The 24692-nt window shown below is 53.0% G+C and carries 18 protein-coding genes; 6 read left to right on the plus strand and 12 right to left on the minus strand.

What is annotated here, in order from left to right:
* The 7 genes from purF to SIB46_RS08500 form a co-directional block, all read right to left on the minus strand.
* Window positions 1–1500 carry an amidophosphoribosyltransferase gene (purF, locus tag SIB46_RS08470; protein WP_413295715.1) on the minus strand — a complete coding sequence of 500 codons (1500 nt, stop codon included), beginning with the start codon at window positions 1498–1500 and terminating at the stop codon, window positions 1–3.
* A gap of 6 nt (window positions 1501–1506) precedes the next feature.
* Entirely contained in the window at window positions 1507–3879 is a 2373-nt protein-coding gene (gene purL / locus SIB46_RS08475) for a phosphoribosylformylglycinamidine synthase subunit PurL (RefSeq protein WP_413295716.1), read from the minus strand.
* A 39-nt stretch (window positions 3880–3918) separates the two neighbouring features.
* Complete coding sequence (locus tag SIB46_RS08480) at window positions 3919–4647, minus strand: RNA methyltransferase (RefSeq protein WP_413295717.1); 729 nt, start codon at window positions 4645–4647, stop codon at window positions 3919–3921.
* A complete protein-coding gene (gene dnaN, locus SIB46_RS08485) occupies window positions 4648–5787 on the minus strand; it encodes a DNA polymerase III subunit beta (protein WP_413295718.1) in 1140 nt (379 codons plus the stop codon).
* A gap of 348 nt (window positions 5788–6135) precedes the next feature.
* A complete protein-coding gene (gene thrC / locus SIB46_RS08490; protein WP_413295719.1) occupies window positions 6136–7239 on the minus strand; it encodes a threonine synthase in 1104 nt (367 codons plus the stop codon).
* A gap of 44 nt (window positions 7240–7283) precedes the next feature.
* Window positions 7284–7784 carry an alpha/beta hydrolase gene (locus tag SIB46_RS08495; RefSeq protein ID WP_413295720.1) on the minus strand — a complete coding sequence of 167 codons (501 nt, stop codon included), beginning with the start codon at window positions 7782–7784 and terminating at the stop codon, window positions 7284–7286.
* A 30-nt stretch (window positions 7785–7814) separates the two neighbouring features.
* Window positions 7815–9707: an ABC1 kinase family protein gene (locus tag SIB46_RS08500; protein ID WP_413295721.1), complete on the minus strand. Its 1893-nt coding sequence runs from the start codon at window positions 9705–9707 to the stop codon at window positions 7815–7817.
* An 88-nt stretch (window positions 9708–9795) separates the two neighbouring features.
* Between SIB46_RS08500 and recN the strand changes: the two genes are divergently transcribed.
* Complete coding sequence (recN, locus tag SIB46_RS08505; protein ID WP_413295722.1) at window positions 9796–11478, plus strand: DNA repair protein RecN; 1683 nt, start codon at window positions 9796–9798, stop codon at window positions 11476–11478.
* A gap of 54 nt (window positions 11479–11532) precedes the next feature.
* Here recN and SIB46_RS08510 read toward each other — a convergent pair whose 3' ends face one another.
* From SIB46_RS08510 to SIB46_RS08525, 4 genes are read right to left on the minus strand one after another with little or no spacing between them, the layout of a single operon-like run.
* Window positions 11533–12726 (minus strand): DegT/DnrJ/EryC1/StrS family aminotransferase, encoded by a 1194-nt coding sequence (locus tag SIB46_RS08510; RefSeq protein WP_413295723.1) that lies wholly within the window; start codon window positions 12724–12726, stop codon window positions 11533–11535.
* Window positions 12727–12737: 11 nt separating this feature from the next.
* Complete coding sequence (locus tag SIB46_RS08515; RefSeq protein WP_413295724.1) at window positions 12738–13196, minus strand: WbuC family cupin fold metalloprotein; 459 nt, start codon at window positions 13194–13196, stop codon at window positions 12738–12740.
* Between the two features lie 21 nt (window positions 13197–13217).
* On the minus strand, window positions 13218–14375 hold the full coding sequence (locus tag SIB46_RS08520) for a hypothetical protein (protein ID WP_413295725.1): 1158 nt from the start codon (window positions 14373–14375) through the stop codon (window positions 13218–13220).
* Window positions 14369–15616 carry a methyltransferase domain-containing protein gene (locus SIB46_RS08525; protein ID WP_413295726.1) on the minus strand — a complete coding sequence of 416 codons (1248 nt, stop codon included), beginning with the start codon at window positions 15614–15616 and terminating at the stop codon, window positions 14369–14371. Before SIB46_RS08525 ends, SIB46_RS08520 begins: the two co-directional genes overlap by 7 nt.
* A gap of 206 nt (window positions 15617–15822) precedes the next feature.
* Here SIB46_RS08525 and SIB46_RS08530 point away from each other — a divergent pair, with 206 nt between their 5' ends.
* From SIB46_RS08530 to SIB46_RS08540, 3 genes are all read left to right on the plus strand, one after another.
* Window positions 15823–17427, plus strand: a complete 1605-nt coding sequence (locus tag SIB46_RS08530; protein WP_413295727.1) for a carbamoyltransferase C-terminal domain-containing protein — start codon at window positions 15823–15825, stop codon at window positions 17425–17427.
* Window positions 17428–17510: 83 nt separating this feature from the next.
* Window positions 17511–18242: a hypothetical protein gene (locus tag SIB46_RS08535; protein WP_413295728.1), complete on the plus strand. Its 732-nt coding sequence runs from the start codon at window positions 17511–17513 to the stop codon at window positions 18240–18242.
* A 95-nt stretch (window positions 18243–18337) separates the two neighbouring features.
* Window positions 18338–19390, plus strand: a complete 1053-nt coding sequence (locus SIB46_RS08540; protein ID WP_413295729.1) for a hypothetical protein — start codon at window positions 18338–18340, stop codon at window positions 19388–19390.
* A 2-nt stretch (window positions 19391–19392) separates the two neighbouring features.
* On the opposite strand, the gene SIB46_RS08545 is transcribed toward SIB46_RS08540, so the two are convergent.
* A complete protein-coding gene (locus tag SIB46_RS08545; protein ID WP_413295730.1) occupies window positions 19393–20241 on the minus strand; it encodes a D-glycero-alpha-D-manno-heptose-1,7-bisphosphate 7-phosphatase in 849 nt (282 codons plus the stop codon).
* Here SIB46_RS08545 and uvrA point away from each other — a divergent pair.
* Complete coding sequence (gene uvrA / locus SIB46_RS08550) at window positions 20199–23150, plus strand: excinuclease ABC subunit UvrA (protein WP_413295731.1); 2952 nt, start codon at window positions 20199–20201, stop codon at window positions 23148–23150. The genes SIB46_RS08545 and uvrA overlap by 43 nt on opposite strands.
* The gene (locus SIB46_RS08555; RefSeq protein WP_413295732.1) at window positions 23147–24574 is read left to right on the plus strand and encodes an alpha/beta hydrolase family protein; all 1428 of its coding nucleotides are present in this window, start codon (window positions 23147–23149) and stop codon (window positions 24572–24574) included. Before uvrA ends, SIB46_RS08555 begins: the two co-directional genes overlap by 4 nt.
* The last annotated feature ends 118 nt before the right edge of the window (window positions 24575–24692 follow it).

Below are 24692 nucleotides of genomic sequence, written 5' to 3' on the forward strand. Positions count from 1 at the left end.
CTAGGACTTCAGAGCCGCAGCAACCCCAGCTGGCTCCAGCATCAACTTGCTGTTGCGCATGCCGTCTTCCACAGGAATCGGATAGTTGCCGTCAAAACAGGCCGAGCAGAAATTCTCGCTTTGCTCTTGGGCGCAATGGAGCATGCCTTCACGGCTCAGATAGGCGAGGGAATCCACGCCGAGATGGGCTTCAATCTCCTCGAGCTCCAAGCGCGCAGCAATCAGCTGATCTTGGGTATCGGTGTCGATTCCGTAGAAGCAGGGATGGGTCACCGGCGGTGAACTGATGCGCATGTGCACTTCACGGGCACCGGCATCACGGAACGCCTGCACCAACTTGCGGCTGGTGGTGCCCCGCACGATCGAGTCATCGATCACAACAATGCGCTGCCCCTCAAGAACATCGGGCAAGGGGTTGAGCTTGACGCGAATGCCGGCCTCACGCATCGCCTTGGTGGGCTGAATGAAGGTGCGGCCCACATAGCGGTTTTTGATCAAGCCATCGCCGAAGGGAATCCCACTGGCTTGGGAGTAGCCAATGGCGGCGGGAATACCGGAATCGGGCACACCAATCACCAGATCGGCTTCCACCGGTGACTCCTGCGCCAACCGCTGGCCGATGCGCTTGCGGTAGCTGTAAAGGGATTCGCCAAAAAAGCGGCTATCGGGACGCGCGAAATAGATCAGCTCAAAGACGCAGAGCTTGGGGGTTTCCTCAATCCAGCGGCTGCGGAATGGTTGGGCTTCCCCGCTGTGGAAACGCACCAATTCACCGGCGGCCACATCGTCGTGGAAGCGAGCCCCAACGATGTCGAGACCGCAGGTTTCACTGCTCAGCACCCAAGACGGCACCTCAGCCTCGGGTAATGAACCAAACACCAGGGGGCGCAAGCCATGGCCATCACGCAGGCCATAGAGCGCATTAGGCGTTCCGATCACGAGGCTGAAGGCCCCTTGGCACTGACAGGCTGCCGCTTTGATCGCTTCATCCCAATCGAGCCCGGCCTCCACATGGGCCTGCACAGCAAAAGCAATCAGCTCGCTATCGGTGGTGCCGGTGGCCTGACAACCCTGCTGTTGCAGCTGATCGCGCAACTGCATGGCATTGACCAAATTGCCGTTGTGGGCCAAGGCAAAGGGACCCAACCGGGTCATCAACACCAGGGGCTGGGCGTTGCAAACGCGGGAACTGCCGGTTGTGGAATACCGGGTATGTCCAACAGCTAAATCGCCGGGCATGCGCTCCAGCACGTCTTGATCAAACACCTGGCTCACCAGGCCCATGTCTTTGTGGAGGCGAACCCGATCGCCCTCAAAGGCGGCAATACCAGCGGCTTCCTGGCCGCGGTGCTGCAGGGCATAAAGCCCGAAATAACACAGGCTGGACACCTGCTGGCCAGAGGCCAACACTCCAAAGACCCCACAGGCCTCTTCCATCCGATCCGGTGCCCCACCGGATTGTTCGGGCCCCTGAACGGTCACAGCAGCTGAGGCCTTCATGGTTGGTTAACCATTGTGCCCGAGTGCCGGCTGCTCCAAACGCCGCGGCAAGCCCTGTTGGTGGGCATGGGCCAAGGCATCGATCGCCACGTCCAGCAAGTCTTGATCGCCAACGCGGAGCTGCAATCGGGCATCAGCTTGAACTCGCCCCAAGCTCTGCGCCGGACATCCCGCTTGCTGCAGCGCCGTTTGCAGCGCAGGCCACGAGGCCTCAGGAACGCTGACCACCACGCGGGCCCCTCCTTCGGCAAACAGCAGCCGCTCCAAGCGTCCCGCACTTGGGACACTCAGCTGAGCGCCGCAACCGGCGGCGACGGCCATTTCTGCCACAGCCACCAGCAAGCCACCATCCGAGACATCGTGGGCCGCACTGATCTGACCAGCGCGAATGCCTGAGCGCAGGGCCTGCTGCACCCGCTGCTCCAGCGCCAGATCCGTCTGGGGAGGCCGGCCGGTGCACAGCCCATGGCAGACCTGCAGAAAACTGCTGCCAGCCAAACCCACCCGTGCATCGTCCTGGGGCGTGTCCAGGGGCACGCCCAACAGCACCAGATGATCCCCGGCAGCACCTGCCGCTGGTTGGGGCCAAGCCAAGCCAACCAAGGTGTTGATGTTGTCCACCAGGCCAACCATGCCCACCACCGGTGTGGGCTGGATCGGTTGAATGCTGCCGTCGGGCAAGCGGGTGTCGTTGTAGAGGGAGACATTGCCTCCGGTCACTGGGGTTTGCAGCACCCGGCAGGCTTCCGAGAGGCCGCGGCAAGCCATGGCCAACTGCCAATAACCCGTCGGCGTTTCCGGCGAAGGGAAATTGAGGTTGTCGGTCACGGCAATCGGTTCGGCACCCACGCAGCTGAGGTTGCGGGCCGCTTCAGCCACAGCAGCCATGCCACCGCGCTCTGGATCGAGGGCAACCCAACGGTTGGGGCAATCCACGGTGGCCGCAACACCACGCTGATTCATCGACTGCGGGTCATGGTCCTGCTGGGAGCGCAACCGCAACACCGCAGCGTCAGCCCCACCCGGTCTCACCACCGTGTTGGCCTGCACTTGATGGTCGTACTGACGCCACACCCAGCGCTTGCTGGCAATGGTGGGATCATCCAAAAGCTGCAGCAGGGTGGGCTCCACAGCCTCTGCAGCCAACGCTGGCAAGGAACCCTCCTGCCACTGCCAGTGCTGTTGAACCGCAGCGGGAGGTTCGCTGAGCAGTTCACGGCGGTTAATGGGTGTGTCTTCAGCCAGGGCCCGGGAGGGAACCTCTGCAGCCACCGCGCCGTTTTGGAGCACCCGCACCAGCGGTTCTTCCAAGACCCGGCCGACCACAGCGGCCTGCAAGCCCCAGCGACGGAAGCGCTGCATCAGAGGTTCTTCGCGGCCGGCTTGCACCACAAACAACATCCGCTCCTGGGATTCCGAGAGCAGGAATTCGTAGGCCGTCATGCCAGTTTCCCGGGCCGGAACCCGGTCGAGATCCAGCTCAATACCGAGATCGCCCTTGGCGGCCATCTCCGCGCAACTGCAGGTGAGCCCAGCGGCACCCATGTCTTGGGCCGCCACCACATCACCACTTTGGAAAGCCTCGAGGCAGGCCTCGATCAAGCCCTTCTCCAAAAAGGGATCTCCCACCTGCACAGCGGGGCGGTCGTCGAGGCTGTCCTCACTGAGCTCAGCGCTGGCAAAGCTGGCGCCCCCCATGCCATCGCGGCCGGTGGTGCTGCCCACGTAAACCACAGGATTTCCAACACCGGAGGCCCCGGATCGCACGATCGTTTCGGTCTCCAGCAAGCCCAAGGCCATGGCATTGACCAAGGGGTTACCGCTGTAGCTGGGATCAAAGGCCACTTCACCAGCAACGGTGGGCACACCAACGCAATTGCCGTAGTGGGCGATGCCAGCCACCACCCCCTCCATCAAGCCGACATTGCGGGACTCCTCGAGAGGCCCAAACCGCAATGCATTGAGCAGGGCCATGGGGCGGGCACCCATGGTGAAAATGTCGCGCAGGATCCCGCCCACACCGGTGGCGGCACCTTGAAAGGGCTCCACCGCTGAGGGGTGGTTGTGGCTTTCAATCTTGAAGGCCAAGCGATGGCCTTCACCGAGATCCACAACACCAGCGTTTTCCCCAGGACCCACCAAAATTCGCGGCCCCTCGGTGGGAAATTGCCCCAGCAGCGGGCGGGAGTTGCGGTAACAGCAATGCTCCGACCACATCACCCCAAACATGCCCAACTCGGCCCGGTTGGGATGGCGCCCCAGACGCCGCACAATTTCGTTGTAATCCTCTGGTGTCAGGCCCTCTTGCTTGACCTGCGCAGCAATCGCTGGCGGCGCTTGATCAAAGGCTGGGGCACCGGAAGCAGGGGTGGAAGCCAAGGCGCTGAGCCATCAAGACAGCCTCCAGTCTGAATGAGCTCAGATCCAGGGATCCTCGCCATCGTCGGGATCATCCCAATCGCGGCTACGCGAACGGCGGCGGCGCTCATCCACGGGCGGTTCCTCATCGCGCCAGCGCTCAACCAGATCCTCCCCGCCATCCCAGAGGCGCTGACCAAAGGAACGCAAACGCCCCTCCAGGTCATCAAACGAGTCGGGAACTTGATCGCGAATTTGACGGCTACGGCGCAGCATCTGCTGACGGATGCTGGCGCGATCGAGCGGTAGATCGTCGAGCTCTTGCAACGCCGCCTGAACTTGCCCCGGCTGTTGATCGATCAAGCGATCGGGTTCCAAACGCCAACGGCTACTGCCAGGCAAACGGGGATCACTTCGCGCCACCAGGTAGTGGTTGATGCGTCCGCTCTGCACATCAACCACCGCATCCACCAGACGGCCCAAGGGTTGCTGCTGCTGGCCCAGCAGGGTGGCCTCCATCAAGGTGGGCAGCAGATCCAAGGTGGGCTGTTCGGTGTCGGCAGGCTCTCCCTCCACCTCAACTTGCCCCTCCAACCAATCCACCAGTTGATCCAGACGCCACACCGAACGCCGCGGTCCAAAGGCCGACGGACGCGAACTCCAGCCCAGCAAGCGATGGCACGGGGGGTGCATCCAGACCTGATGACCAACACCCAGGTCTTGACCCAACTCATCCCGCAGGCGTGAGCGCAACAGCTCACTGATCAAGATCTGGCGGGGAAGCGGCATTCAGCTCCGGATCTGAACAGGCATGACCAGATACGTGAAACCGGCCTCGCCATCCTCATCAGCTGACAACACCGCAGGACTGGTGGGGCTGTTGAGGTTGAGGCGCACGGTGGCATCGGCCATGGCCTTCAGCCCATCCAGCAGGTAACGCACGTTGAAGGCCATGGCGATCTCCTCGCCATTGATTTGAGCTGCCAGGGATTCCGAACCGCTGCCCACATCCAACGCATCAGCGCTGAGCTGAAGCTGACCACTGGCGGGATCAGCGGTGAGTTTGACCACGTTGTTGTGTTGATCAGCCAGCACCGCAATGCGTTCCAGGGCGGCGATGAACGGCTTGCGCTCCAGGCTGATGGTGCGAGCAAAGCTCTCAGGAATCAGCTGGCCGTAATTGGGGTAGGTGCCCTCCAGGGTGCGGCTGGTGAGCACTTGATCAGCCCACAGAAACACCACCTGGCCGCGATCACAGAACAGGCTGATCGACTCTTCCGAGGGGCGGGCAGACAGCAGTCGCTCCAACTCACGCAACGACCGGGCCGGCACGGTGACGGCAAAGGATTCAGCACCCTCTTGGCCGCCAGCGCCATTGCGGCGCACCGCCAAACGGTGACCATCGGTTGCCGCAAACTCCAACCCGCCCTCTTCCACCTTGAGGTGTATGCCGGTGAGGATTTGCTTGGACTCATCGCCACTGCTGGCAAATAAGGTGCTGCGCAGACCTTCCGCGAAGGCTTCACCGCTAAGCAGCAGGGGCTGCCCGTTTTGGGCCAAAGGCAAATCGGGGAAATCCTCCGCCGATAAGCCACGCATTTGATAGCTGCCGGTGAGAGCCGAGAGCTCGGTCTGCTCTTCGCCTTCGGGGCAAGCCAGGGTCAGCGGACCATCGGCTGGCAGGCGGCTGACGATGTCGGTGAACAGCTTGGCGGGCAGGGTGATGGCGCCACTGGATTCGACAACTGCAGCAAAGCTCGTTTGAATCCCCAGGCTCAAATCAAAGCCAGTGAGGCTGATGCGACCAGCAGCTGCATCCGCGGTGACCAACACATTGGCCAACACCGGGTGAGTGGGACGCCCTGCGATGGCGCGACTGACCAACTGCAGGCTGCCGTTGAGCTCCGCTTGGCTGCAAACCAATTTCATCTGATGCCGCCTCGAGCGATACCAAGCTTCCACACGGTGCCTGAATCTGCAACGCGTTCCACCTTCTCTTCTAGTGAATTGGTTTTGTTCTTAGAAAAGAACTAATAAAACAGCCGTAATAGGGCCTGGGGAACTCGGGGAAAACGTTCCAATCCTTGGCCCAGCCTGCAATTGCCGCATGCCGTGGCTGGGGATTGTGGGTGAGCAGGTTGGGAAGAAGCCTGGCTTTCCCCCTGGATCCCCAGGCTGTGGAGAAGCGGTGGCTGTTCGGGCCTCCCGTTTTCCCCTTCTTTTTCACAGCTATTGAACCGCCTTTCAGCAGACAGTTTTTCGGTTGGATTGCCTGATTTAGAAGCCCATCGTCTTGGCCACCGTGGCCACATCGGGGCTGAGATCGCCGTGGAAGGTGGCCTCGCTGTGGTCGATGGCGCTGGTGGGGTCCTTGAGGCCATTGCCGGTGAGCACGCACACCACCGTGGCGCCGCTGGGTACTTCATCGGCCCGTTGCAGCAGACCTGCCACTGAGGCGGCGGATGCGGGCTCACAGAAGACCCCTTCCTCGCGGCCAAGCAGGCGGTAGGCATCGAGGATGGCGGCGTCGGTAACGGCAGCAAAGCCGCCATTGCTCTCTTGGCGCACCTTCAGGGCTTTTTCGCGGTTGGCGGGATTGCCGATGCGGATGGCGGTGGCGATTGTGTCGGGTTGCTCCACCGTGGTGTCGTGCACCAGAGGCGCTGAGCCAGCGGCTTGGAATCCCATCATCCGGGGCAATTTGCGGCTCATGCCGGCGTTTCGGTATTCCTTGAATCCCATCCAGTAGGCGCTGATGTTGCCCGCATTGCCCATGGGGATGCAGAGCCAGTCGGGGGCATCACCCAATTCATCCACCACTTCAAATGCCGCCGTTTTTTGGCCTTCCAAACGGAACGGGTTGAGGGAATTCACCAAGGTGACCGGGTATTGATCGGCCATTTCGCGCACGATGCTCAAGGCCCGGTCAAAGTTGCCGCGCACGGCCAGCACTTCGGCGCCATAGAGCAGGGCCTGCGCCAATTTTCCTTGGGCCACATAGCCATCGGGGATCAGCACAAAGGCCCGCATTCCGCCGCGGCGGGCATAGGCAGCAGCGGCCGCTGAGGTGTTGCCTGTGCTGGCGCAGATCACCGCTTCGGCCCCCGCTTCCTTGGCTTTGCTGACCGCCATGGTCATGCCGCGGTCTTTGAAGCTGCCGGTGGGGTTGTGGCCATCCACCTTGAGGAACACGCGGATGCCGCGGCCGAGCCGTTCGGAGATGGCTGGAGCTGGCACCAGTGGGGTGGCGCCTTCACACAGGCTGATCACCGGGGTGGCATCACTGACTGGCAGCCAACGGCGGTAGGCGGGAATCAGGCCCTGCCAGTTCTGTGTGGTGGGCCGCTTAAACAGGCCACGAACGGAACGGAGCAAGGGCACAGCTGCGGCCAAAAGGTCAATTTACCCGCGCCAGGGCGACAACCTCAGCGCAACCCATCAAGAGGGGCATCGGAGAAGAAGCGAACCAGATCACTAATCGAGGCAGCTTTTTGAACGATGGCCAGCAATTGCGGGATGTTCACGGCCATGTCTTCGGCCGGATAGGCCTTCAAAAAGCTGATGGGAGTGAGCTTGCCACCGTTGTCGTAGACCCCCAGCACCAGGGCTGAACGCATGGCCACCACGCCGGCATCGGGGGCGCGCAGCGGATACACGATTGCTGAGGCTCGCTCGAGGATCGCCTCACCAATGCGGGTATTCAGAAGCCGGCTGGTGAGAGTCACCGGTAACGGAACTTCCGTTTTCAGTAGCCCCTGAATCGGTTTGGGCTGCGAGCCGGTGAAGCGCAGGAGGTCGGCGAGGAGTCCTTTGGGAACCCCTGTTTCAACGAACGTCTCCAATGAACTGACCGTCATGGTGCGGCGGTAGGCACCGGTGACGAAGACCACATTTTCTGTCGCCAGCACCGGTGGCAGATCCAGCATGAAACCCGGGGCTGTGGCAACGCCTGGAATTTAGGCCGCTTGAGGAATTTGAGCCTCTTGACGGATGTCGGGTTCCACCAGCAGGTCGCGGACCAGACGCACCATCCCCCGCTCTGCCAAGCCGCGGGCCAGATCTAGGCCCATGCCGCGCAGGTCAGGTTCTGCTAACAGCCGCGGCAGACGGCTGGTGATCAGGCGCGGTTCAAAGCCAGGGAGTTGCTGCAGGATTCGCACCAGCTCCTGGATCGGTTCGAGGTTCAACAGCGCTGCATTGGTGCGTCGCATCGGAGGTGTCTTCAGGCCCGGTGGCCGCAACCGCAAGGGCAGGCGCTTGCCGAGGTTTTGCACCAGGTTCCAGCCAGCCGCATCGAGTTGATCCACAGCAGCACTTACCAATTGCTGCCGCAGCACCCCGCCGCGTGGGGAGAACAGGAAATCCAGGGTTTGATCCAACAGCCCTTCGATGTCCAGCTGTTGCTGGCGGGCTGCATTCATCACCAGATCCTCCAGCCGGCTCCAGCGGAAATCCTCACCGTCAAACAACATGTCCCGCAGCGAGCGCCGCAGATCGGGATCGGAATCCTCCAGCAAGCGCCGGGCGAAATAGGGATAGGCAGCGCCCAGGATTTTGAAATCGCGGTCGACGCTCAGGGCAATCCCTTCGAGCGTCACCAGCGAGCGAATGATCAAGGCGTAGTAAGGCGGCACCTGGAACGGGAAGCGATACATCACCCCGGAGAGATCGTCGGTGACCGCCTTGAAATCCATCCGGCTGACCCCGGCCTGAAGTGCCTGCCCGAACACTTGCTCAAAGGCCGGCACGATCGGTTCGAGGTTCACCTCTTCCGCCAGGAATCCAAGGGTGACGAAGTCCTTGGAGAGGGCATCAAAGTTGCGATTGACCAGGTGCACCACGGCCTGAATCAGGCCGGTTCTCGATTCGCGGGTGACTTCGCTCATCATCCCGAAATCCAGATAGGCCAAGCGGCCATCGGCCAGGGCCAGCAGGTTGCCCGGGTGGGGATCGGCGTGGAAAAAGCCGTGCTCGAGCAATTGCTGCAGGCTGCAGTTCACGCCGACATCGACGAGCTCATCGGGGTCAATCCCCATGGCTTTGACCGCTTCAAGCCGGGTGAGCTTCACCCCCTCGATCCATTCCATGGTCAGGACCCGCCGGCTGGTGAGCTCGCGGTGGATTTCCGGAACAGCGATGCGCGGATTGTGGGCGTGGAGCTCAGCGAAGCGCTCGGCGTTGGAGGCTTCGTTGAAGTAGTCCATCTCCTCAAACACTCGCCGGCCCAGCTCATCGATCAGGGCCACCAAGTCGCTGCGGATCAGGCCGATGTTCGATTTCAGCCAGGCTGCAATATTCCGCACGATGTAGAGGTCCAGCGTGATCTGCTCCCGCAGACCGGGCCGCTGCACTTTCACGGCCACACTGCGGCCGTCTTTCAAGGTGCCCCGGTACACCTGGCCCAGGGAAGCGGCCGAAATCGGTTCGGCATCCAACTCACCATAGAGCTCATCCACGGGTGCGCCGAGGTCTTCGGTGATGCACGCTCGGGCCTGATCGCTCGGAAATGCCGGCAGTTGATCCTGCAGCCGCGAGAGCTCCTCCAGCAGCACGGGCGGAACGATGTCGGGCCTGGTCGAGAGGGCTTGGCCGGCCTTGATGAACGCCGGACCCAAATCAGCCAGCAGGTTGGCGGCTTCCCGTGCGCGATCTCTTGAAATATTGGGGTCTTTGAGGCGTCCGCTGAGGCGATCGAACAGAACCCCCAGCAGCAACAGCCCGATGGGAATCAAGGTTTCCCGCAGCCGTTTCAACAGCCGCAGGGGGTGGCCTGCGTAAATCCTTGTGATCTCTGCCGGGTCGTAGCTGTTCAGACCGGCCGCTTCGAGAAAATCGCTGGTCGCGGTCATGGCGGCGTTGCGGTGGGGAACCCGGCTGGGAACCCCCTTTTAATTGATATTGGAGCCGTTACGCTGCGCCGGCTGGCTTGGGGACGCCGTGCTCACCGGGCTTCACATCAGCAATATCGCCCTGATCGACAGCCAAGAGCTGGTGTTCGGTCCGGGTTTCACGGTGCTCACCGGTGAAACCGGTGCCGGTAAATCCATTCTTTTGGATGCCCTCGATGCGGTGACCGGTGGCGGTCAGCCCCAACGCCTGTTGCGCGATGGCTGCGTCAGGGGATCGATCGAAGCCAGTTTTGGTTGGACCAAGCCCTTGCGGCAGTGGTGCCAAGCCCAAGAGCTTGATTTGGACGAGGAGGAGGAGCTGCTGCTAAGCCGCGAGCTGCGCTTGTTGGATGGCCGCTTCAGTAGCCGCAGTCGTCTCAATGGCGTCAGCCTCAACCGCGCGGCCTTAACCGAGCTGCGGCCGTTGCTGTTGGATCTCACCGGTCAGGGGCAGACCCAACAACTCGCTCGAGCCGGGCAACAGCGCCGCTGGTTGGACCGTTTTGGTGGCAGCGACCTCTCGGCTGTGTTGCAGCCGGTGCGCCAACGCCAGCAGTTGTGGATGCAGGCGGCTGCGGCGCTGGAGCAGGCCAGGGCTCAACAGGAAGCCATGCTGCAAGATCGCGCCAATCAAGAGGAGCAACTGCAAGCCCTCGAAGCGGCCCAACTCGACAATCCACAGGAGCGGGTGCTGCTGGAACAGGAGCAAGATCGGCTCTGCCATGGGGTGCGCTTGCAACAGGGTTGTCAGGAGGTGCAGGGGCGTTTGATCGAAGGGGCTGAAGGGGCTCCGTCGTTGCTGGAGCATCTCGGCGCCTGCGATCAGGAGCTCAGTGCCATGGCTGCGCTGGATCCGGCGTTGCAGCCGATTCGTCAGAGCTGGATTGATGCTCAAAGCGCCCTGGAGGATCTCGGCCGCGATTTGGACCGTTACGCCGCCGCGTTAGAGGCTGACCCTGAGCATTTGGCGGCTTTGCAGGAGCGCATTGCTGCGCTGAAGGCCTTGGAGCGGCGCTTTGGTGCTGATCTCGAGGCCTTGATTGAGCGCCGTGATCAGCTGCGCGACACCTTGCAGGCCGGTGGGGCTGCAGCGGCTTTGGTGGCGCTTGAGCAGGAGGAGGTGCTGCGCCGCCAGCAGCGTGATGCCGCGTGCCAGAAGCTCACCGAGCAACGCCAGAAAGCAGCCGAACGCCTGGAGCACGACTTGATGCAAGCGCTGCGGCCCATGGCCCTGCCCCATGTGCGCTTTGCTGTTGAGCTGGTGCCGGCCCACCCCAGTGAGCATGGGGCGGAGAACGTGCAGTTCCTGTTTTCTGCCAACCCGGGTCAACCTCTGGCGCCGCTCCGGGAGGTGGCCTCTGGCGGTGAGATGAGCCGCTTTTTGCTGGCGTTGAAAACCTGCCTGTCTGAAGCTGATGGAGAGATCACCCTGCTGTTTGACGAGATCGATACCGGCGTCAGCGGCAAGGTGAGCGCGGCGATGGCGGCGTTGCTGCAGCGCTTGGCCCAGCACCGTCAGGTGTTTTGTGTCACCCACCAGCCGGTGGTGGCCGCTGCGGCTGATCAACATCTGTTGGTGCGCAAGCAGGTGGAGCATGGCAACACCCGTTCATTGATTCAGCCTTTGAGCACGCTCCAAGAGCGGCAGCGGGAATTGGCGGAATTGGCCGGTGGCGACTCCGGTGAAGCGCGGGACTTTGCCGCCAGCCTGTTGCAACGGAAAACTGCCTGAAACCGGTTAATTAAAAACCTAACTCTAGTCAGTACATATATTAAGGCTCTTGATCTACGCTAATGAATTATTAATTAATTCAGCAATAATGCTGCAATTTTTCGCGGAATAACGTTCATTCAAGTATAAAAATATACTCATATCGAGATATTTTCTTGCATTTTTTGGGTAAAGAGAATCCTCAACTAAGTGTTGTTTTATCCACCCCCAGTCAGAAACTAAGAATCTGTAATCAGGGTTAAAAGGAATTTGATTTTCCAGCAAACAATTGACGACAAGTTTTTTTTGTTCGACGCTATCGAAAGTTATAGGGATAATGAATGGTGACGGTGATATTTTTTCAGAATTTGGAAATATTAGATTTAGTTTACGGTTAATCTTTTCTTTAATAGAGTTGACAACTCTCTGCCTTTTTTCGATAGTTTTAGGTAATCTATTGAGTGAACTTATCCCAATTGCAAGAGAAATATTGTCGATTGCGTGATTCAGTGCAGAAAATTTTACATTATTTCCATCACGATTGCTTAAAAAGTTATCATAAAAATTATTCTGCCAAATTGGCTTTCCTCTGTCTCCATGCAACATGACTTCTTGATTGATAAGTTTGTTTTGGGTGTAGACAAACCCTCCACAACCGCCTGTCACAAAATTCTTCCTGTACATTGTTGATCCCGCTGAAATATCACCAAAAGAACCAACGATTTTATCTTCTAGCTTCGCACCGTGTGCTTGGCTTATATCTTCAATGAACGCACAATTATATTGTTGGCACGTACGCTTAAACTCGTAAATATTAGTCGATAACCAACCAGCATGATGTACTAATAAAAATGCAGCACTACTTGTTTTAAATCGATTAAGTGCATTTTTAAGTGAACTTAAGGAGCTTTGCCCGTCTCGTGGACTTTCTGAATCTATGACGTTAATTTTATAACCTGCATCTATGATTGCTGCGATACTGCCAGGGTCAGTAATTGCTGAAACATGCACAACATTTTTAGTTTCAGTTTTAGGAATCGCTTTCAGCGCGATATAAAGGGCGTTTGTCCCGCTGCATGCTGGGAACACATATCCTTTCTCTTTGCTGAGGAAATCGCTCAGATTTTTTGAATACTTTTGACGGTAATAACCTGAATAACCAGGATCTTCTTCAGTGATAGCTGAATATAAAAAGAGTTTTAGTACTGATAGCCATTCATTGATCCAGATTGCTCGGCGTGCTGGGAATTTCACGTTATTTTTTTGCATAACAGCTCTTTCTATTTGATTTTATTTTCTGGGAAAATACTACTTTGGCCCAAAATGAAGGGGCCATCAGTAATCTCATGTATGACACATATATCACTTAGTGGCACAACTTTATGCCATAGTTGGTCCTGCATTCGGTAAAAATAAGGACCATTTTCAGAGCACATAATAACTTTTTTATCAATCATTTCTACTAGATCTTCGTCATAAAACTGAATTTGGACTCTACCTCTTATTATATGAAAAGACTCTCTTTTATTGGGGTGTTTGTGGATTTTCACCTCGCTTTCGGAGGTAAATGCAATAATCATCTCATGCAAAAGATCATCAGCTGATTTGTGGATATTAACTCTTGCACGCCTCAAATCTGCTGATTTGGCTTCTTCAATGAGTTGATCAATTTCGTTGTGTCCAATTTGTATGATTGATAGATCGCCACAACTAAACACACCTTCCTTTATTTTTTTCATGACAGCCAGTAGATTATAGCCTTAATTAATGAACGTACCATTATAACCCATTTTCTCAAGCGATGCCTTTATTTTGGAAATCGCACCTAAACCAGCACAAATTAGTGTTTGATTCAAACCATCTTGTACTAACAACTTAGGGTCTTTTATCATGAACTCATTAGCAAATTGACCAATTAACGCTTCATTGCCATCATAGAGATTGATGAGGTAACCAGCATCTCTAAGTCTGTTGGCAAGCGTAATACCTTTATGGCCTGCACCAAATAGAGCCAATTTATCACCTTGAATTCTGGAACAAATTCCACTAATAACTTTATCACACGATTCAAATACACTGGATGTTTTCAACTGATTATCTGGCGATAAATTGCTTGTTATTGCTCCTCTTTCTTTATTCTTTGTCCAAAGCGTACATGTGTACGGGTCAAGTTCTCCAAATTCATGTTTGCTATGTAAAAAATATCCGTATCTCCCAAACATCTTTGCTATGTGTTGAGTAGAAAAATAGTTTCGTCTTTCATTCCAAAGACAGTAGTTGTCAAAACTATTTACATAGAAATTTCCCATTTCTACATAAATTCCATTAAATGAGGCGCCTTTTAAAAGCAAATCAAGCCCTTCCAGGCTCATGTGTTCTAGGCATCTTGATGCAACTAGATAGGTGTTATATCCTCTGGCTTTACTCTTTTGGACTTCATCATTTAGCAATGAAAGATGGCTTTGTTGAGCTAATAAACTTATTTCATTATCAAATAAATTCCTATTTGCTTTAACAGTTGAATAACCCTTGTTTGCAGCTAATTTATCTAATAAGTTGTCATCTTTGTAGCTTATGCCAAAAATCTTAGTTTTATTACTATTACTTGAGTTGATTAGTTTGGAATATATATTGCTGACGTCTTCCAGATGATCTGTTGGCTCTTTTAGTCGTAAAGCTTTTTGGCTCTGAAGTGTCAGTAGGTCTAATTTACTGTCATTTCTGATGAAGTGTAGCCCACAGTTTTTACAAATTAGATACTTGTATAATTCTTTGCCAGAGTTTTTAGGCTGTAATGCAAACTTTTGTGTGGCCGGGAATTCAAACTTTTCATCGTAAAGAGCAAGAACTGCAGATCTACAGGAAGGACAATTAATCATCTCATTTTTGATTTCGTTACTGCTCTCTCCGCTCAGCACTGCACGACAACACATTCCGGGTTTAATTTTATAGCTTTGCCATTAAACCTATTGTCATCAACTAGTTTTTCTAAGATAATTTGCGCAGGTACCCATGCAGTTATTAATATACAATCTAACTCTTCCAACTTTGATTCATCAATTCTCACTACCCTGAGATCGCTATTTGGAAGATATTTGCCAACCTTGTTTGGGTTGTCGTCAATAATAATACTTCCATAGCTGGTCAAATTATAAAATGCAGACAACATGGATAAACTTCTGGAAGCTCCAAAGTATCCGATTCTTTTGTTTTCGCTTTTTAAGTTATCTAGAATCTGATGTACTCTAGCTTGAGAAGCTATGAGAGATTTTTCTAATAATCTGCCACTTTCGCAGGTATCTAGTTTCATATCCGTTTCAATTTCAAAAAGCTGCTTAAGTCTCTCAGATTTTAAGCATTGATCATTGTTGATTACTTTTGATTTACGAGCAAAACAAATTAATGCGCCACCTTGTTGGTCGACTTCTATAGCATCAAAAAGGAACAGATTATAAGTTCTTAAAAACCTATCCAAAGGGAGTAATGCATGGTGAGATAAATGCTCATGAAAAAACACCCCAATTAGCGCTTTGTTGATTATGTCAACTAAATATGAGATCTCAAAACAAAAGATTCCATCATCATCTAGGAGTTCACTGATCCCTTTTGCAAAATCTTGTAGGTTGTCACAGTGAGCAAATACATTGTTTGCACTGACAAAATTTACCTTTTGTCCTTTTCTTGCTATTTGTTCTTTGAGGTCTTTGGCCAGTGCACTCGAAAAAAAGGAATCAATTGCAGGAATACCATTGTGTTCGGAAAATGCTCTTGGGGCCTCTGCTGGTTCTATACCAAGCACATCCACAGGCAGCCGTTTTTTCAAGCATCTGAGAAATAAGCCATCGTTAGATCCAATATCAATCGCAAGTGACGTCTCCTCATTCAAATTTTTTGCGTTAGAGACAGACGCAAGTTTATTGGCATAAAAGTCAAAATGGCTTTCTAGTTTTTTAGAGTACGATGGGGTATACGAATAATCATGCCCGAATAATTCAGACTGCTCTAATACATCATGACATTGAACATGGCCACATTGCACGCAAGTGTAAATAGTGTAGGGATATTTTTTGACTTGTTCATTTGCTGTTTTCGTAAATGTATCGCCAATTTCACTATCTGGTAATTTAAGTGATAGCTTTAAATCTGGGGAATTACACAATCTGCATTTCATAGCGACTTTTCCCGAGTAGATAATTTTATTCTATCATATACTTGATTTGGGCAGTATGTATACTAAGGCTATAATTCAAGTCATTTAGAGTGATGATGGCTTGACCCGGATATTTTCCCGCCAAATAAAGTGGCCTGTCTTTTAATTCAACGCCCCCATCTTGTGTTGTAGAATCCTTTCAATTAAACTGGACCATGGCCACAATTTTAGGCCTTCATGGCGGGTACACCATTGGTCAACATGAGCCTTCAGCCTCTTTAATTATTGATGGCACTACGGTTGCCATCTACGAAGAAGAGCGATTTAATCGGGTTAAAAGTTCTTATGGGTTATTGCCTAAATATTCTTTATTAAAGCTATTTGACGACTTTAATTTATCTCTAACTGATCTTGATGCCATATTTGTTCCAGGAATAACTTACAGGAACACTGCTGAAAGATGGACCTTGTTTTTATATCATTTATTCGGTCAAAGAGTCTCTGTATCTCCTTGCCATCACCAAGAGGCACATGCTGCAGCCGCTTTTTATGGATCTTGTTTTGACGATGCTGCCGCAGTTACATTAGATGCAAGTGGAGATGGAGTTTCTGGTTCGATCTACCGCTGTTCCAGATCATCCGGCCTAACTCTTGTTAAGCACATTCCCAATGATGAATCATTAGGAATGATTTACACTGCTATTACATATCATTTGGGTTTTGAGGATGGTGATGAATATAAGGTTATGGGTCTTGCTCCTTATGCTTCCACGGAACTCCCATTAATCAACTTCTTCGATCCTGATTCTGCCAATAATATCTTACGCAAACAACCTGCCTTGTTATCTCCCTTTGACTATCCTTCAAATGCTGCTGCAACGGAAGCTTTAACTAAATGTACTAAACGATCCGTTAAGTCACCTCTCAGCATCGATCACAAAAACTGTGCTAAGCAACTACAAGATGCATTAGTTCGCAGGGTTTCAGAGATCATGGAAGAAGCTGTAACTGAGGTCGGTGTTAACAATATCGTGTACGCAGGCGGTGTAGCTCTCAACTGCGCAGCTAATAATCTTATATTCAGTTCGCAAAAAATCAAGGCTCACTACGTTTCCCCTGTTGCTTCTGATAGGGGCCTTGCTTATGGCTGTGCTTGTATTGGCTCGAGTACGCTTGGAGATCAAATAAAACCGCTTGGAGTTCCATATTTGGGCTCTCAATATGATGAACAAGCTGTGATTGACGAATTAAATAATAATAAGATCGAATATTCACTTCAAAACGATATTTGTTCATACGCTGCTGGGGCACTTGCTGATGGTCAAATTATCGGTTGGTTCCAAGGTAGAAGCGAAGCAGGTGCACGAGCTCTCGGTAACCGATCAATTCTTGCATCGGCCACACTCCCTGATATGAAGGAGAAAGTTAATGCATCCATTAAATATCGAGAAGAGTTTCGACCTTTTGCACCAGTTGCTGCCTCCGAGTTTGCAAACGAATATTGGAAATTAGATCCATTGATAGATTATTCAACCATGACATATGCTGTTAAGGCTAAGCAAAAAGCTATTGATACATTGCCATCGACTGTTCATGTCGATAACACCAGCCGCTTGCAGACAGTTTCTAATAACCAAAATCCACTTCTGCATAAGTTACTTCTGACTTATGCAGAATTTACTTCTGTTCCGGTATTATTGAACACAAGTTTTAATTTGAAAGGTCAGCCAATTGTTGAATCACCTCGAGACGCTTTAATGACTTTCTATGGATGTGGCATTGATCTGCTGATTATCGGCAATATCGTTATTACAAAATGATGTTGTAGTCTTGCAGTCAGGTTAAATTGCAGGTTGTTCATTCTTTTGTATGGGCTAGAATAATTTAGCTTTTTCGAAGAATTATGATTGGCAGCAAAGGTCAAGCTTATAAGCAATATTTAAAAGATACTTTTGATAATAACCTTGATTTTGATGCATACTCGTCTTCTCCTCATAGATACTTAACGACGCCTGATTATGCAAGGCTTCTATTTTACCACCATATTTATCAACAGATCTTGAATGTCCAAGGAGAAATACATCTACATGGCGTCTCTAATGGCAGCACTTTATTTATATTGGCTCACTTAGCCGAGATATTTGAGAGTTTAAATAGTACTCGACAAATCGTCGGATTTGATTTGTTCGAGGATCACCAAGCAGTTTATCCCCATGTTTCAACTGAAGATGGTAATTACTGTCATCCTGATACGAATCCAATGCCCCATTGCACATCATTTGATGCCTTACAAGATCATGTAGATCATTTCAATGGTGCAGCCAGGACCTCTGTATCCCCAAGGATAAAACTTGTAAAAGGGGATTCCCTAGACACCTACCAAGATTATTGCGTTAACAACTATCCAGTAATTTCTCTTTTGCTTTTACATATAGAGACCTACAAAGTAGAGAAATCTATTTTGAAGACTGCCTGGTCCAAAATGCCTCGGGGTTCAATCGTTGTTTCCTCAGCTTTGGGATCACCCTCTGCGCCTGGCGTCGCACAATTATTTGATGATGTTCTTGGTATTTCCAATATAAAAATTGTTCGGACTGATTTAACTACGAAAATGTGTTACTTAATTAAAGATTAGATTGAATGCTGTATTCATTGCTTTTTGACTGGTTTGTCAACCATTCGCAGGGTAAAGTTTATTCATCAGTTTCTTACTATAAAAGAATTCTTCGGATGTTATCCTCCGAAGACTTTGAGCCTTGTCTCTGGCCAACTTGTTATCTTCCCCCTGACTTACCGGACACCATTGTTCTTGCTTATGCTAGCCAGCGGCATAAAACTCTTTGTTGTATAACAGAGAATCTTTCTCAATCTCTGCACTTAGATTCTTTCACTACTACTTACGAAGAGTACGAGGAAATTTCTATCTTGTCTGAATGTTTAACTACGCATGTGAATGGATTTCCTATTGAGAGGATGTTAGTTGATGCCTCTGGGATTCCAATTAATTATGTACGGTTACCATCGCCAGATCTAGATATTTCCTCATTACATGATCAGGCAATGATCTTAGATTATCATGTTGACTATTCGACTAGATTGATTCGTTCAGGCATATATAAACAACTTTCTAATAGCTTGGTTGTTGATGCATCGTATGGCTTGTTTCCATCAGCTGAATGGCTATCACAATTTTTTCCATCTTCAAGATATTATTTTTGCTATGGCTATCATTTGCCACCCACCGCGAATCATAAAGGGAATGGCACACCTAATGCATTAAGACTAAGCTCTACCCAGGACTGGAGTTTACCCGAGAATACAATCCTAATGCTTCAAACTAATCACTATAAGTTTGATTCCTCCCCCCCCCAATCTATCTGCTTCCCGTGTAATCCATACAAATATACGTATGATTTTCTTGAGTTTCTTGTACAACTATCCACAAAGCCTTTTATCGATAAAATTGGTCTGACTGTTGTTGAGTCTTTGCAAATATCTTTACTGCAACAGCTCATCCAATTTGGTATTAATACTAGTGTAATTCAATTTTGTACTGCACCCTCGCGAGATCAGCTAGCTTGTAGTATTTGCTTTGATTATGATATTGCTATTGATATGTATAAATCTGGTGGATCGTCGCTAACACCATTACTTTTATCTAAAGGTTTGCCTGTCTATCATCAATTTGATAGCTCTAATTATTTTTCCCGTATCCAACACGAAAACTATTCTTATAATGACTTAGATTTTTTAGTTTCCAATCCATTTAGCAATCATTGTTAAAGCTAAATTATCTTAATTAGCTCTTTAATCGATTGGACTCTGTAAAGCTTTAATTCTCTTTTGTGGCCTTGTTTCTCTTCTGTCGTTTTCAAGTGATTAAACCAATTAATAACATCCTCTTTTTCTTGTATCCCATGGCCAGTCTCCACGTGCACGAATGTTGAGATGCCAGCTTTTAAGCCGGCCTGGAGATCTGTCAGCCTATCCCCTACTATTAATGATATTTCTAAGTCTAAATTAAAATCTTTCGCTGCTTCTAAAAGCATTCCTGGATTTGGTTTCCGCCACAGAGTACTTGGGTGGCTGTTTATGTAGCCATTTGCGTATATTGCTGCTATTTGCTCTGATGCTTCCCCCATTAATAACCTCATTTGTTGATTAATTTTGAAGTATTCGTCCCAGCTGTAGAAGCCTCTGCTTATCCCTGACTGGTTCGTAATAATTATATTAACATAATTCTCGTCTTTGGATTTAAGTATTGCTTTTTTTGCTCCTTCAATGAGTTCGACATCTTCTATCTTTTTTATGTAATGCTTATCAGTAATCAGAACACCATCTCTATCAAAAAAGATCGCTTTTTTTCTTTCTTTGTTTTTTTTATTTAATGCGTATAGAAATTTTTCTGCCACTTCCATTGGTGTTTCTTCAGCCTTTGATTTTTTGGTATTGGTGGGATTGTTTTGTTTGATTTCTGCATTTGGCTCGGCATCCAATGCCTTACCCCGATCTGCTGCCGTGACTGTGCGTGATCGCGACACTTCTGCTGCTAATTCCAGTATGATTCCCCATCTATTTAAGATAAGGCCCGATGCCCCGAGCCAAAGCCGCGTCTGGCAAGGCCCTTCAGGCATTGAATGGCGGAAATGTCAGTGATGTGATCCGGGTTCGCGGTGCCCGGCAGCACAATCTCAAAGATGTTGATCTGACCCTGCCCCGCAACAAGCTGGTGGTCTTCACCGGGGTGAGCGGCAGTGGTAAGAGCTCCCTGGCGTTTGACACGATCTTTGCCGAGGGCCAACGGCGCTATGTGGAGAGTCTCTCCACCTATGCGCGCCAATTCCTTGGTCAGGTTGATAAGCCCGATGTCGATGCCATCGAGGGCTTATCACCGGCCATTTCGATCGATCAAAAATCCACCAGCCACAACCCTCGCTCCACCGTTGGCACGGTCACCGAGATCCAGGACTACTTGAGGTTGTTGTTTGGCCGTGCGGGTGAACCCCACTGCCCCCAGTGTGATCGGCCGATCAGCCCCCAGTCGATCGATGAGATGGTCGATCAGATTCTGCTCTTGCCCGAGGGCACCCGTTATCAATTGCTGGCCCCCTTGGTGCGGGGCAAGAAAGGCACCCACACCAAGTTGATCAGCGGCCTGGTGGCTGAGGGATTTGCGCGGGTCCGCATCAATGGCGAGGTGCGCGAGCTCTCCGACAACATCGAGCTCGACAAAAACCATGCCCACAACATTGAAGTTGTGGTGGATCGCCTGGTGGCCCGTGAGGGGATCCAAGAGCGTTTGACCGATTCGCTGCGCACGGCCCTCAAGCGCGGTGATGGTTTGGCCTTGGTGGAGGTGGTGCCTAAGAGCGGCGAAGAGCTTCCAGAAGGGGTGCAGCGTGAGCGCCTGTATTCCGAAAACTTCGCTTGCCCCGAACACGGCGCGGTGATGGAGGAGCTTTCGCCTCGCCTGTTCTCCTTCAACAGTCCCTACGGCGCCTGCCCCGATTGCCATGGCATCGGCTACCTGCGCAAGTTCACCGAAGAGCGGGTGGTGCCCGACCCTTCGCTGCCGGTGTATGCCGCGATTGCACCTTGGAGCGATAAGGAGAGCAGCTACTACTTCTCGCTGCTGTTCAGTGTTGGTCAGGCCTATGGCTTTGAACTCAAGACCCCTTGGCAGGAGCTCAGCCGTACGCAGCAAGAAGCCGTGCTGTTCGGCACCGTTGAGCCGATCTTGATCGAGGCCGATAGCCGCTACCGCAAAACCAAGGGGTATGAGCGCCGTTTTGAAGGAGTTCTGGCCATCCTTGAGCGCCAAGTCCGTGATGCCGGGGGTGAATCGGCCCGCCAGAAGCTGGAGAAATATCAGGAGCTGGTGCCCTGCGCCACCTGCGCCGGCCAGCGCCTGCGGCCGGAAGCCCTGGCTGTTCGCATTGGCCCGTACAACATCACCGATCTCACCGCCATCAGCGTTGGCGAGTGCCTCGAGCGCATCGATGCCTTGATGGGTGGCGGCTCCGATGGCGAGCCGTTGATGTCAGCGCGCCAGATCCAGATCGCTGATCTGGTGTTGCGGGAGATCCGTTTGCGCCTGCGCTTCTTGATCGATGTGGGCCTTGATTACCTCAGCCTTGATCGGCCGGCGATGACCCTCTCTGGTGGTGAAGCGCAGCGGATTCGCTTGGCCACTCAAATCGGTGCGGGCCTCACCGGTGTGCTCTATGTGCTTGATGAACCCAGCATCGGCTTGCACCAACGTGACAACGACCGGTTGCTCTCAACCCTCGTCAAGCTGCGGGACCTCGGCAACACCTTGATCGTCGTCGAACACGACGAGGACACAATCCGGGCTGCTGACCACATTGTTGATATCGGTCCTGGGGCCGGGGTGCATGGCGGCCACATCGTTAGTGAGGGCAGCTTGGCGGATCTGATGGCTGCTGAAGACTCCCTCACCGGGGCCTATTTGAGTGGTCGCCGCTCGATCCCCACCCCGGCGGAGCGCCGCAACACCGGCAGCCGCAAGCTCACTTTGGTGGATTGCCATCGCAACAACCTCCAGCATCTGAATGTGGAGATCCCCTTGGGCCGGCTTGTGGCGGTGACTGGGGTCAGCGGCAGCGGCAAGAGCACCCTGATCAATGAGTTGTTGCATCCAGCTTTGGAGCACAACTTGGGCCACAAGGTGCCGTTCCCCTCAGGTTTGGAAGAACTGCGCGGCATCAGCGCGATCGACAAGGTGATCGTGATTGACCAAAGCCCGATTGGCCGCACCCCCCGCTCCAACCCGGCCACCTATACCGGCGCGTTTGATCCCATCCGTCAGGTGTTTGCGGCCACCGTTGAGGCCAAGGCCCGCGGATATCAAGTTGGTCAGTTCAGCTTCAACGTCAAAGGCGGCCGTTGCGAAGCCTGCAGTGGTCAGGGGGTCAACGTCATTGAGATGAACTTCCTGCCCGATGTCTATGTGCAGTGCGACGTCTGTAAGGGCGCTCGCTACAACCGCGAGACGTTGCAGGTCAAATACCGCGGCCACACCATTGCCGATGTGTTGCAAATGACGGTGGAGCAGGCCGCTGAGGTGTTCTCGGCGATCCCGCAAGCCGCTGATCGCCTGCGCACCTTGGTGGATGTGGGATTGGGCTACGTGAAGTTGGGCCAACCAGCTCCAACCCTCTCTGGTGGTGAAGCGCAGCGCGTCAAGTTGGCCACTGAGCTCTCCAAGCGAGCCACCGGCAAGACGTTGTATTTGATCGATGAACCCACCACCGGTCTGAGCTTCTACGACGTCCACAAGCTGATGGATGTGATGCAACGCCTCGTGGACAAGGGCAATTCGATCATCTGTATCGAGCACAACCTCGATGTGATCCGTTGCGCTGATTGGTTGATCGATTTGGGCCCTGAAGGCGGTCATCGCGGCGGTCAAATCGTGGCGGCTGGCACACCAGAAGACCTTGCGGCCCATCCCACCAGCCACACCGGCCGGTATTTGCGTCAGGTGCTCGAGCAGCATCCTGCGCAGCCTCTGGCCGCTTGAAGCGGCTTGCCCTGGGGTTGTCTCTGCTGGCTGCGGCGATGCCTGCAGCAGCCGTTGAAACCCTCTATTTGCAGGGGCCTCTTGGACTGCAGCGCCTGAGCGTGAACCTGCAGGAGCTGAGCAGCCCGGAAGCGTTGTGGTCTGGCAGCAGTGATCTTGCCGAACTGAATCGGGCCACCGATGGTCGTTTGGGTCGTTCGCTGCAAACGCTGTTCACCACGCCTCTACCGCTGCCGGTGCAGCTGGGTTTGGACAACCCGATGGCGCGGCAAGTGGAGATGTTGGTGCAATCCCTGGTTGAACCATCGGAGCGGCAATGGCAACTGCCAGTGGTGCAAGCCGGCGCGTCATTGCCGTGGTTGCGCCAAGCCACTGCCAGCGGTGAGCCGCTCACCCTGTTGACGCTGCTGCGGGTGTTGCCTGGAGACGAGCTCACGATTCGCTTGGACCGCGCGCTGCCGGCACTCAGGAAAATGACGAGCCAGCAGGCAGCTCTCGATCAGCAACTCCTCGCTCAAAACCCATTGCCGGCGGCACCGGCTGCCGCCCTGGCTCGTGGGCCCAAGGCGGTTGTGCGCCGCGTTGTGGTGTTAGCCGATGGACTGGAGCTCACTGTGGTTCGCCCGGTGGGCGCTCCTGAATTGCCCACGGTGTTGATCTCCCATGGGTTGTGGGATGCCCCAGTGAGTTTTTTGGGATGGGCTGAGCATCTGGCCTCCCATGGGGCTGTGGTGCTGTTGCCGCGCCACAGCGGCAGCGACACGCGGCAGCAAACCTCAATGTTGGCGGGACGCTCAGAGCCCCCCAAACCCGAGGAGTTTTTGCGGCGACCGGCTGAACTCAAAGCCGTGCTTGATGCCCTGGAGGCCGGCCAAATTCCTGCTGTTGCCGGGGCCCCTGCCCGTGATGTGGTGTTGATTGGCCATTCCTGGGGGGCCACTTCCACGCTGCAATTGGCCGGTGCCCGCAGCGTGGACGATCCGCTTTGGCAGGCCTGTCAGCAGGCCAATCACCCATCGCGCAATCCCAGTTGGGTGTTGCAGTGCGGGGTGCTGCCCGCTGCTCAGCCTGAGTCGTTGCTCGATGCTCGCTTGGCCCGGGTGGTGGCGGTGAGCCCCCCCCAGGGATTGGTGTTTGCCGGTGGTTTGAGCGATTTGGCTCTGCCGGTGTTGTTGATCAGCGGCAGCAGGGATCTGGTGGTGCCCGCCCAGCCGGAGGCAATCGAGCCGTTTGCCCGTTATCCAGAGGGGCCCAATCGGCTTGTGGTGGCCCTCGATGGCACCCACTTCAATCTGCCCTCAGCCTCAGGCGGGAATGGCGGTTCGTTGCGGGCCTTGCTGTTGGCTTGGGTGAAGGGTGAGCCAATTGGCCCCGATACCCCTGTTGCCGATCCTGCTGGCTTGGCTTTGTTTCAGCTTCGCTGAGTATTTACTGGCTGATTTCTAAATAAAAACGGAAGAAATACGCCTACTCAGTTACGAAATCTTTTTTGTCAGAAATCAAACAGAACATTTGCCGGCATTATCAAAAATGTGTGTATGG

The sequence above is a fragment of the Synechococcus sp. MIT S9452 genome (assembly GCF_047304245.1).
Taxonomy (GTDB): domain Bacteria; phylum Cyanobacteriota; class Cyanobacteriia; order PCC-6307; family Cyanobiaceae; genus RCC307.